Annotated in this window: 9 protein-coding genes and 1 tRNA gene; 7 read left to right on the plus strand and 3 right to left on the minus strand. The window is 62.5% G+C overall.

Annotation, left to right across the window (positions count from 1 at the left end; genetic code table 11):
- Positions 1-218 precede the first annotated feature (218 nt).
- On the minus strand, positions 219-419 hold the full coding sequence (locus tag GM676_RS30515; RefSeq protein WP_155468327.1) for a YbdD/YjiX family protein: 201 nt from the start codon (positions 417-419) through the stop codon (positions 219-221).
- Positions 419-2,494, minus strand: a complete 2,076-nt coding sequence (locus tag GM676_RS30520; RefSeq protein ID WP_155468328.1) for a carbon starvation CstA family protein — start codon at positions 2,492-2,494, stop codon at positions 419-421. Before GM676_RS30520 ends, GM676_RS30515 begins: the two co-directional genes overlap by 1 nt.
- A gap of 171 nt (positions 2,495-2,665) precedes the next feature.
- Between GM676_RS30520 and GM676_RS30525 the strand changes: the two genes are divergently transcribed.
- The 6 genes from GM676_RS30525 to GM676_RS30550 all read left to right on the plus strand — a co-directional run bounded on the left by GM676_RS30525 (position 2,666) and on the right by GM676_RS30550 (position 8,819).
- Positions 2,666-4,027: a cache domain-containing protein gene (locus GM676_RS30525; RefSeq protein WP_155468329.1), complete on the plus strand. Its 1,362-nt coding sequence runs from the start codon at positions 2,666-2,668 to the stop codon at positions 4,025-4,027.
- 7 nt (positions 4,028-4,034) lie between these two features.
- Positions 4,035-4,652: a response regulator gene (locus GM676_RS30530; protein ID WP_155468330.1), complete on the plus strand. Its 618-nt coding sequence runs from the start codon at positions 4,035-4,037 to the stop codon at positions 4,650-4,652.
- A 262-nt stretch (positions 4,653-4,914) separates the two neighbouring features.
- Positions 4,915-6,084, plus strand: coding sequence for an EAL and HDOD domain-containing protein (locus GM676_RS30535; protein WP_155468331.1), 1,170 nt, complete (start codon positions 4,915-4,917; stop codon positions 6,082-6,084).
- A 3-nt stretch (positions 6,085-6,087) separates the two neighbouring features.
- Positions 6,088-8,172, plus strand: a complete 2,085-nt coding sequence (locus tag GM676_RS30540; protein ID WP_155468332.1) for a putative bifunctional diguanylate cyclase/phosphodiesterase — start codon at positions 6,088-6,090, stop codon at positions 8,170-8,172.
- A 26-nt stretch (positions 8,173-8,198) separates the two neighbouring features.
- A tRNA-Ser gene (locus tag GM676_RS30545) sits at positions 8,199-8,288 on the plus strand.
- 237 nt (positions 8,289-8,525) lie between these two features.
- Positions 8,526-8,819, plus strand: coding sequence for a hypothetical protein (locus GM676_RS30550; protein WP_229262934.1), 294 nt, complete (start codon positions 8,526-8,528; stop codon positions 8,817-8,819).
- Between the two features lie 48 nt (positions 8,820-8,867).
- Here GM676_RS30550 and GM676_RS30555 read toward each other — a convergent pair whose 3' ends face one another.
- The gene (locus GM676_RS30555; RefSeq protein WP_155468333.1) at positions 8,868-9,740 is read right to left on the minus strand and encodes a hypothetical protein; all 873 of its coding nucleotides are present in this window, start codon (positions 9,738-9,740) and stop codon (positions 8,868-8,870) included.
- Positions 9,741-10,288: 548 nt separating this feature from the next.
- On the opposite strand from GM676_RS30555, the gene GM676_RS30560 reads away from it, so the two are divergent.
- The gene (locus GM676_RS30560) at positions 10,289-10,438 is read left to right on the plus strand and encodes a hypothetical protein (protein ID WP_155468334.1); all 150 of its coding nucleotides are present in this window, start codon (positions 10,289-10,291) and stop codon (positions 10,436-10,438) included.
- The last annotated feature ends 251 nt before the right edge of the window (positions 10,439-10,689 follow it).

Here is a 10,689-nt window from a genome sequence, read left to right on the forward strand (position 1 = left end):
CCTGAACATGTTGCGGGTTTTGGTTTTTGAGTTTGGCGACTACGGGTATACGCCCGTTAACCAATACCTGCAACACCTCCTGGCTTATTCAAGCAAATTATTCCGGACACTAGTGGGCGCAGGCCGGGATCCATGCCGAGTGCGCGTCGCCTCAGGCCTCCATCGGATTCCGGCCTGCGCCGGAAGTCATTCCGCCCAGTGGGCGGAATGACGTGTGGTCAGCAGCAACCGCCGCGCTTGCCCGCGCCGCCGTAGCGGGCCTCTTGCCGTTCGCGGAAGAATTCCTCGTACGTCATGTAAGGCTCGCCCGGGTGGGTGGTTTCGCGGTGGGTCACGTACACATCGTAATCAGGCAGCCCCATCATCAGGCGCACGCTTTGCCCGAGATAGCGGCCGGCCTTGGCGATCTCGCCCAGCATCACTGCACCTTGGCGGTCGACAGCACCATCGGGCTTTCGTTGGCGGTCGGCTTGCTGTTGGCGCGCGCCGCCAGCACGGTGCGGGCGCCGAACACCAGCACGCTCACCACCACCAGCACGAAGAAGCCGGCCAGCGAGGCGTCCAGGTAATCGTTGAAGATCACCTGCTGCATCTGGGCCACCGACTTGGCCGGGGCCAGCACCTTGCCCTCGTCCAGCGCCGCCTGGTATTTGGCGGCGTGGGCCAGGAAGCCGACTTTCGGATTGGCGTCGAAAATCTTCTGCCAGCCGGCCGTCAGCGTGCACAGCAGCAGCCACACGGTCGGCACGATGGTGACCCAGGCGTACTGGCCGCGCTTCATCTTGAACAGCACGCAGGTGCCGAGGATCAGCGCGATCGCGGCCAGCATCTGGTTGGCGATGCCGAACAGCGGCCACAGGGTGTTGATGCCGCCCAGCGGATCGACCACGCCCTGGTACAGGAAGTAGCCCCAGGCCGCCACGCACAGGCCGGTGGCGGTCAGGTTGGCGAAGGTGTTGTCGGTCTGCTTCATGGCCGGGGCGAAGGCGCCCAGCAGGTCTTGCAGCATGAAGCGGCCGGCGCGGGTGCCGGCGTCGACGGCGGTCAGGATGAACAGCGCCTCGAACAGAATCGCGAAGTGGTACCAGAAGGCCATCATCTCGCGGCCGCCCAGCACGTTGGACAGGATGTGGGCCATGCCCACCGCCAGCGTCGGCGCGCCGCCGGCGCGCGAAATGATGCTGTGCTCGCCGACATCCCTGGCGGTTTGCAGCAGCATGTCCGGGGTGATGTAGAAGCCCATCTGCGACACCGCCTGCGCGGCCGACTCGGCGGTGGTGCCCAGCAGCGCGGCCGGCGAGTTCATGGCGAAGTACACGCCCGGATCGATGGTCGAGGCCGCCACCAGCGCCATGATGGCGACGAACGATTCCATCAGCATGGCGCCGTAGCCGATGAAGCGGGCGTGGGTTTCGTTCTCGATCATCTTGGGCGTGGTGCCGGACGAGATCAGCGCGTGGAAGCCGGACACGGCGCCGCAGGCGATGGTGATGAACAGGAACGGGAACAGCGAGCCGGCCCACACCGGGCCGGTGCCGTCGACAAACTTGGTCAGGGCCGGCATTTGCAGCTGCGGCGCGACGATGATGATACCCAGCGCCAGGCCGACGATGGTGCCGATCTTCAGGAAGGTCGACAGATAGTCGCGCGGCGCCAGCAGCAGCCACACCGGCAGCACCGCGGCGACGAAGCCGTAGCCGATCAGCATCCAGGTCAGCTCGGTGCCGGTGAAGGTGAACATCGGCGCCAGCGCCGGATTCTCCTGCACGTACTGGCCGCCGAAGATGGCGGCCATCAGCAGCACGAAGCCGATGATGGACACCTCGCCCACGCGGCCGACGCGGAGGTAGCGCGCATACACGCCCATGAACAGCGCGATCGGGATGGTGGCCATCACGGTGAAGCTGCCCCATGGCGAGCCGGTCAGCGCCTTCACCACGATCAGCGCCAGCACCGCCAGGATGATGACCATGATCATGAAGGTGCCGAGCAGGGCGATGTTGCCCGGGATCGGGCCCAGCTCCGACTTGATCAGGTCGCCCAGCGAGCGGCCGTCGCGGCGCATGGAAATGAACAGCACGATGAAGTCCTGCACCGCGCCGGCAAACACCACGCCGGCCAGGATCCACAGCATGCCGGGCAGGTAGCCCATCTGCGCGGCCAGCACCGGGCCGACCAGCGGGCCGGCGCCGGCGATGGCGGCGAAGTGGTGGCCGAACAGCACGTTCTTATTGGTCGGCACGTAGTCGAGGCCGTCGTTGAGCCTGGCGGCCGGCGTCATGCGGCGGCTGTCCAGGCCCAGCACCTTGTCGGCGATGTACAGGCTGTAGAAGCGGTAGGCGATCAGGTAGATGCAGACCGCGGCGATCACGATCCAGATGGCGCTGATCGATTCGCCGCGATGCAGGGCCACCACGCCCAGCGCCGAGGCGCCGGCCAGGGCCAGGGCGGCCCAGCCCAGCTTGCTCGCCAGGGTATTCGGTAGAGTGTTCATGTTTCCTCCAAGGGGTCTCAAGGGTGTTTTTTTTACTTATGACCAGTATTCATCAAGCTGATATCACCCGCAAGCGCAGCACTACGCAAGGCCGCTGCGTACAACTACGTAGGGCCATGGGCGGCCACCGGGGTAGAATCGCGGCTACCAGAATGTGAGGGGAGTTCCCGCATGAAGTTGCGGCAAAAAGTGATTTTCCTGGCGATTACGCCGCTGATCCTGGCGCTGTGCGCCATCGCGCTGGCGGTGCGCCACCAGTCGGTGCTGCTGGCCGGGCAGCAGCGCGCCACCATCCAGCAAGCCTATCTGAGCAGCAAGGAGGCCGAGCTCAAGCACTACGTGGCGCTGGCCTCGCATTCGATCGCCCATCTGTACGATTCGGGCCGCGACGACGAGGCCACCCGCAACGAGGCCAAGCGCATCCTGTCCTCGCTCAGCTATGGCGACGATGGTTATTTCTTCCTGTACGACATGCAGGGCAAGACCCTGATGCATCCGCGCCAGCCCGAGCTGGTGGGGCAGAACCTGTACGGCCTGCGCGACCAGAATGGCCAGCTGACCATCCAGAACCTGCTGCAACGGGCCCGGGCCGGTGGCGGGCTGGAGCGTTACATGTGGGTCAAGCCCTCCACCCACAAGCCGGTGGCCAAGCTCGGCTATGTGATCGCCATGCCCAAGTGGGGCTGGATGATGGGCACCGGCATTTACCTCGACGATGTCGACCAGGCGCTGGCCCAGGTCGATGTCCAGCAATCGGGCAATATCCACAACACCATGCTGTGGATCGCCGGCATCGCGATTGCCGCCGCCGTGGCGGTGGGCAGCTCCGGGCTGGCGCTGAATATCAGCGAGCTGCGCGTGGCCGACGCCAAGCTCAAGGTGCTGGCCCAGCGCGTGGTGGAATCGCAGGAAGAGGAGCGGGCGCGGCTGTCGCGCGATCTGCATGACGGCATCAGCCAGTGGCTGGTGTCGATCAAGCTGCAAATCGAGGCCGGCATCATCCGCCTCAGCTCGGCCAAGCCGGACCAGCGGCAGGCCGCGCAGGCCGTGTTCGAGCACGCCGCCGACCAGCTCAGCAATGTGATGGCCGAGGTGCGCCGCATCTCGCACAACCTGCGTCCGGCCATCCTCGACGACCTTGGCCTGGCGGCCGCCTTGCAGCACCTCGCCAAGGAGTACACCCTCAGCAGCGGAACCCCGGTACACTTCGAGGCATCCGGCTGCACCGACGGCCTGCCCGACGTCGCCAACACCGTGCTGTTCCGCCTGGCGCAGGAGGCGCTGACCAATATCGAGCGCCACGCCGGCGCCAGCCGCATCGAGATCGCGCTGGCCGGCGCGGAAGCGGGCGTGACGCTGCGCATCCGCGACGACGGCCACGGCTTCGACGCCGAGGGCATCGCCCTGCATCCCAAGCGCGGCATCGGCTTGCGCAATATGATGGAGCGGATGGACGCGATAGGCGGCCGTTTCGAAATCGTCTCCTCCACCGAGGGCACGCTGGTGACGGCCCATGCCCCTAACCATAGTTGAATTCAAGATGACGAATACGATCAAAATCCTGCTGGTAGATGACCACCCCCTGGTGCGCGATGGCCTGCGCGCGCGGCTGGAAGCCATGCCGCAATTCGCGGTGGTGGCCGAGGCCGGCGGCGCGGCCGAGGCGCTGGAACAGGCCGCGCGCCATCCCATCGATCTGGTGCTGATGGACATCAATATGCGCGGCACCAACGGCATCGAGGCCACCGCGCTGTTCCGGCAAGCCTTCCCGCATATCGCGGTGCTGATCCTGTCCATGCACGACAAGGTGGAATATGTGTCGCAAGCCATCCAGGCCGGCGCGCGCGGCTATGTGCTCAAGGACGCGCCCGGCAAGGACATCGTGGTGGCCATCGAGACCGTGATGTCGGGTGGCATTTACTACAGCGCGGCGCTGGCCCGCCAGCTGGCCCAGCCGCAGAACCAGGACAATCAGCTGACCTCGCGCGAGCACGAGGTGCTGCGCCACATCGCCAATGGCGAGTCCAACAAGCAGATCGCCCGCGCGCTGGACCTGAGCGTGCGCACGGTGGAAACCCACCGCCTCAACATCAAGCGCAAGCTGGGCATCGAGGGGCAGGCCGAGCTGATCCGGTTCGCCGTCCAGCACGCGCAATGAGACCGCTACCATGTGGCAAAACGCTGACGCTTGCTTCTAATACCATTGAGCAATTTTCAACTGTCCGTGTTTGCACGGCAATCTCTGCTATATTCCAGCTCCGACCGCAGATTATTGCAATTGTGCAAAATAAACGCTCCGTGCAGGGTCGATTGGTCTTATACTGGTAATATTGCTAATTACACTACCGTCCGTATGGTATTTGATTGCCTTAAGTCAAGTGTTGGTCTAAGATGGCGTGGATAACCTCGATGAGATATTGATGTCTGCGCCTGAAATCAGCCCGTTTCCACTGGTGGAATTACAAGCAGTATGCAACGCTCATAACGAGTGGGTGGCACTGACTTTTGAGCTATCGTCCGCTGGCGGCGACGCTTTCCAGGCGGCCTTGACGCTGTTGAAAACGCCCGACGTGTTTGCCGCGTTGGCGCCCATGGATTGCATCCTCCCGGTTCCCCATCCGCAGTTGCTGGAGCAGTCTCAGCTGGAGACGCTGCAAGCCAACCGCATCATCCTGCGCGTCCCGGCCGCCGCTTGCGCCGACGTCGCCGTGCAAAAGAAACTTTCCGGCCTGGCCGAGGCCGGCTACCGCATCATGCTGGACGGCGTGGCCGAAGGGTCGGCCGCCACCCTGTGCGGCGCCCGCGCGCTGGTGTTCGACGCCGCGCTCACGCTGCCGCCGGTGCTGGCGCTGGTGGCCCAGCCGGGGCCGCACCTGGCGCTGGGCATGCACAGCGAGGCGCGCATCGCCGAATGCGCCAAGGCCGGCTTCAGCTGGTTCGCCGGCGATTTCGCCCTGCATCCCGCACACGACAACAATCTGGGCGACGGCACCTCGCGCAAGCGCCTGCTGGCGCTGCTGGGCCTGCTGGCGCGCGACGCCGAATCGCGCGAGCTGGAAGTGCTGCTCAAGCAGGACCCGGCGCTGGCCTATCATCTGCTGAAACTGGTGAACTCGGCCGCGTTCGCGCTCAGTTCGCCGATCCACAGCTTCGGCCAGGCCATCAATGTGCTGGGCCGGCGCCAACTGCAACGCTGGCTGCAATTGCTGCTGTACGCGCGCCAGCAGGACGACGGCCTGGCCAATCCGCTGCTGCCGCTGGCGGCCGTGCGCGCCTCCATGATGGAACAGCTGGCCAAGGCGCTGGGCTGGGACCGCGACCAGCAGGACATGGCCTTCGTGGCCGGCGTGTTCTCGCTGCTGGACGTGCTGCTGGCGATGCCGATGACCGAAATCGTCGCCGCCTTGAGTCTCGACCTCGACGTGGTGATGGCGCTGCTGGACCGCGCCGGGCCGCTGGGCGACCTGCTCAAGCTGGTGGAACACCACGACGCCGCCAGCCTGGCGCAGGCCGGCATTTCACACGAAGCCTATTGGGAAGCGCAGTTACAGGCTTACCACTGGGCGATCCAGGTGAGCAGGAATATCTAGGCCATGCTCGCGCAACCCGTCACCGACTTCCTGACCAACAGCGCGGCCTTATGCGACGCCGTACTGCGCCTGCGCGGCGCGGCGCTGACCGAGGAGCTGGGACGCATCGTCCGCGCCGTGCTGAGCAGTCCGTTGGGCGAATACATTCCGGCCGATTCGCTGTCGATGCTGCTGCATCCGCCGGTGGCGCCGGTGCTGGCCGCCAATGACGACGCGGTGCCGTCGCTGAGCCAGGACATCGCGTTTGACGACCATCTGTTCGGCCGCTTCGTGGTATCGGGACGCGCCCATTACAGCGAGCAGGACCGGCAGCATCTGGCCAGCCTGGCCAGCCTGGCGGCCAGCGTGCTGCAAGTGCACTCGGTGGCGCAGCGCACCACCCATGCCTACGTGCAGGTGGAAGCCAAGTTGCAGCATCAGGCGCAGATCCTGGACCAGATCCATGAATCCGTGCTGACCATGGACATGAACGGCTTCATCATCAGCTGGAACAAGGGCGCGGAGCGCCTGTTCGGCTACACGGCGGTGGAAGCGGTGGGCCGCAACATCCTGTTCCTGTACGACGAAGAGGACATCGGCTTCCACGACGCCTTCCTGGAGCAGGGCGGCCGTCTGATGGAGGTGCGTCGCAAAAAGAAGAACGGCGAGGTGTTCTGGGCCAGCCTGTCGCTGTCGCCGCTGTGCGACATCAACGACCGCTCGATCGGCCTGATCGCCTACCTGACCGACATCACCGAACGCAAGATGGCCGAGGAGCGCATCCACCATCTGGCCTACTACGACGCGCTGACCGGGCTGCCTAACCGCACGCTGTTGACCAAGCTGGTCGACCAGGCCTTGATGGTGGCGCAGCGCAACAAGGCGCATGGCTGCGTGCTGTTCATCGACCTCAACCGCTTCAAGCTGATCAACGACACACTGGGCCGCAAGATCGGTGACGAATTGCTGGTGGAAGTGGCGCGCCGCTTCCGCACCGTGCTGCGCGACCAGGATTTGGTGGCGCGTCTGGGCGGCGATGAATTCGCGGTCGGCCTGTTCGACATCGGCCAGCACTTCGAGGCCAGCATGGTGGCGCAAAAGCTGCTGGCCACCTTGAATGAGCCGATCTACATCGACGGCCATGACTTGCGCGTGGGCGGCAGCGTCGGCATCAGCGTCTATCCGCAGGATGGCAACGATGCCGAGACCTTGCTGCGGCTGGCGGACATCGCCATGTACCGCGCCAAGCAGGAGGGCGGGGCGGATGGCGATCATGTCGCCTTCTACAGCCAGGACATGAACCAGGGCATGCAGGAGCGCATGCGCATCGAGAGTGGCTTGCGCAATGCGCTGGGCAATGGCGAGTTGCTGCTGCACTATCAGCCCAAGTACTCGATCCCGGACGGAAAAATCATCGGCGCCGAGGCGCTGGTGCGCTGGCGTCATCCGCAGCGCGGGCTGGTGCCGCCGTCGGAATTCATCCCGCTGGCCGAGGCCACCGGTCTGGTGGTGCAAGTGGGCGAATGGGTGCTGGAGACGGCGTGCGCGCAGGCGCAGGCGTGGAAAGATGCCGGTTTGCCGCCGATACGGCTGGCGGTGAACGTGTCGGCGCGCGAGTTCACGGCGGCCTTGCCGGGGCGGGTGGCCGATACCTTGAAGCGCTACGGCCTTGAGCCATCGTGGCTGGAGCTGGAGATTACCGAAAGCACGCTGATGCACAACATCGACCGCGTGATCGGCATCATGGACCGGATTACCGCCATGGGCGTGACCTTGTCGCTGGATGATTTTGGCACGGGATACTCGTCGCTGTCGTATTTAAAGCGCTTCCCGATCGACACCTTGAAGATCGACCGCTCGTTCACCATCGGGATTCCGGGCGACACCAATGACTGCGCGATCGCCAACACCATCATCAGCATCGCGCAGCAGTTGAAGCACAAAGTGATTGCGGAAGGCGTGGAGACAGTCGAGCAGTTGGCCTTCCTGAAGAATTCCGGCTGCAACGAGGTCCAGGGATACTTGTTCTCCAAGCCATTGGAGGCGGATGCGTTCGAGCGCGCCCTGCGCGAGAACTGGGCGCCGGGAAGAACTTCCCGGGCGGCTTGAGAAATCTGTATAATGTCGCACACTTAGGAAGCGTGGCCGAGTGGTTGAAGGCAGCAGTCTTGAAAACTGCCGACGGTGAGAGCCGTTCGTGAGTTCGAATCTCACCGCTTCCGCCAGGAAATAAAAAACCGCCCATGAGGCGGTTTTTTATTTCCTGGCGGAAGCGAGCAAGGCCCCTGCGGGCCTTGCGTGTGAGATTCGAAGGGCATGGCCCTACCGGGCCATCCCGCTCCGAATCGCCCGACTGCTGCCGCTGTGCGGCAGCCTCGCGCGCCGAGGGCGCGCGTTCCTCACCTAATCATCCGTCAACGGCTCAGCCCGTGTCCTGAATTCCGGCTCGTAGCTCAAGCAAGATGACACAGCACCTGCACCACCTGCGGATTTGCGCTGCACCTGGACTTTTGTCCACGGCCTGCATGTTGGCCGGGTGCGCGAGCGCGCCCGCGCCGGCGACCCAGCGCGTCGACGTGCCGGTGATGGTTCCCTGCGTGAAGGCATCGGATGTGCCGGCGCGGCCGGACTACGCTGTGGAGCGATTGCCGGTCGGCGCTTCGAATGGCGAGAAGGTGCTGGCATTTGCCAGCGACTGGCCGCGCGGCCGAAAATACGAGGGGCAACTGGAGGCGGTTATTGCTGGTTGCCGCTGACTGGTCCAAGCAGGTCAATGATCACCAACAGGCTTAGCCGGAATGCCCTCATTGCTCCGCCAATTTAAGCAGCGCTGGACTGTTTAATACTTCGGTAGCCATTTGTCGAATATCGAAATAGAGGAAATTTTCGACAGCGACCGCATCGTCCGGCAACTCTCCGCAGAATACGAAGACCAAGGATATCAACCAGTCACCCTGTCCAAGCGCGGGGTCTGCCCGGCGAACCAAATACCCCATGCTTTGATTAGATATGGCAAACGTAGCGTCAGGAAGATTTTTGTCAACATGCGCGCCTCCGTCTTTGTTTGCAGCATATTTGACAATATCAGCGCGCGTGAATGCGCCGCCATCTGGAAGTATGTAAATTGGTTCATTCCACCATTCGGCAGCCGATAAAAAGCGATTATGAACTAGCCCTGCTTTGCCGTATGGGGTTAATTTGATGCTCACAACAGGGTCTCCGTCGCCTTGAGCATCCATCGTTGCGGTTAGCCCGAACATGGTGTGCAATCTGCCTGCAAGCGTGTCTGGGCGGGAAGGGACTGTGGTGGCGATAGGAATATCAAGGACGTTGAGGTGCTTCAGTAATGACGTCGAGCTATTTGTGTCGTGGAATAGAACTCTGAGAGTAGTCGCGAGACGGACTGCTTCTTCATGCTGACCGCTGTCGAACGCGTTGCTTGATGTTTGTAAAAATTGCAATTGCCGGCGAAGTTGGCGTGTGAAGTCATTTTTTGGCATCTGATCGACCGTGTGGCGGTGTTGTGAAAATGGCATCTTATCATGAGCATTGGACAGAAACGAGAAATTTAGCTGATGCACGGGGGGCTTAAAGTTCGCGCACATGGCCGAGATTCTTCTATGTTGATAATCAACCAATAGCGCGTTCCACTTGCTGCGATTATGCTGTATTTGCATACAGTATTTATTTGAGGCAAGCGTTATGAAGGCGTGGATTACGAGGCGGCGAGTTGGGGGGCGCGGTACTAGCTGTGCCGGCGCCAGTGGTTGAGGATGCGTCGTTGCTGGAGTTGGTCTTGGTTGAAATTACGGAGGATGGCAACCGCCGGCAGATCCGAGTGGCCAGGCTCATGCCCATTGTGAGCGCCGTATTTTGGCCGAACTCAAGATGCCATGTTGGTGCAGCTCAAGGGCTGGAAACTGGTGCTAAGCGGGATGGAATAGGTCCGCGATCAACACGGGAAGATTCGGGGCTTCGCCCAAACCTGGCTGTGCGAGCTGCATCCACCACCAGGCGCAGTCGGGTTCCGCGCAAAAGACATGTTCGTCACCGGCCAGCGGTTGCCGCGTAGCGCGATCCAGCAGTCCACCGGTACGCGCGGCAACCTAGTTGTCCCGGCGACCATTCCAACGCTCTACAGCGCCATACCACATGCGCCGAAGTGCGTAGCTACCAAATCTCCACGTTCCCTTCCGGCCGACTGGTGGATTGTTATCTGGAATTCATGTCCGACACCACCTTTGCGTTGGGCGGCATGCGGATATGGGAGGCTCACGGCGATAAGCAGCAACGTATTGATCGGGCCGTTTGGCTGTGCGAGTTCGACATCAAGGAGCGAGAGCTGTCGAAGCGCGAAGCGCGCACGGTTCGGTGATTCTGTATTTGCGTGGCGTTACGTTACTTATCGCGATGCGCTCATCGGTCGTAGGTCAATGTGCTGTCGCATCATTAAAGACGGGCGATCTCTTGCGTATTTGAAAGATGATCACGGACAATAAAATTGAATCGCCCCGGAAATTTAGGAGGCCGTTTGGTGTGAGTCAGGCGACTTAGCCTGCTCGGAAAGTTGTCGGTAATAGTTTGCCTCAGCTTCGGCCGGCGGTATATAGCCAAGCGGTTCGAGCA

The organism is Duganella radicis (assembly GCF_009720825.1).
GTDB lineage: Bacteria > Pseudomonadota > Gammaproteobacteria > Burkholderiales > Burkholderiaceae_D > Rugamonas > Rugamonas radicis.

What these genes read in the sequence shown, in the direction of transcription:
- GM676_RS30540 (WP_155468332.1), top strand. Translation starts at nt 6,088, where the DNA reads ATGCTCGCGCAACCCGTCACCGACTTCCTGACCAACAGCGCGGCCTTA.
- GM676_RS30530 (WP_155468330.1), top strand. Translation starts at nt 4,035, where the DNA reads ATGACGAATACGATCAAAATCCTGCTGGTAGATGACCACCCCCTGGTG.
- GM676_RS30550 (WP_229262934.1), top strand. Translation starts at nt 8,526, where the DNA reads ATGACACAGCACCTGCACCACCTGCGGATTTGCGCTGCACCTGGACTT.
- GM676_RS30555 (WP_155468333.1), bottom strand. Translation starts at nt 9,740, where the DNA reads ATGCAAATACAGCATAATCGCAGCAAGTGGAACGCGCTATTGGTTGAT.
- GM676_RS30520 (WP_155468328.1), bottom strand. Translation starts at nt 2,494, where the DNA reads ATGAACACTCTACCGAATACCCTGGCGAGCAAGCTGGGCTGGGCCGCC.
- GM676_RS30515 (WP_155468327.1), bottom strand. Translation starts at nt 419, where the DNA reads ATGCTGGGCGAGATCGCCAAGGCCGGCCGCTATCTCGGGCAAAGCGTG.
- GM676_RS30535 (WP_155468331.1), top strand. Translation starts at nt 4,915, where the DNA reads ATGTCTGCGCCTGAAATCAGCCCGTTTCCACTGGTGGAATTACAAGCA.
- GM676_RS30560 (WP_155468334.1), top strand. Translation starts at nt 10,289, where the DNA reads ATGTCCGACACCACCTTTGCGTTGGGCGGCATGCGGATATGGGAGGCT.
- GM676_RS30525 (WP_155468329.1), top strand. Translation starts at nt 2,666, where the DNA reads ATGAAGTTGCGGCAAAAAGTGATTTTCCTGGCGATTACGCCGCTGATC.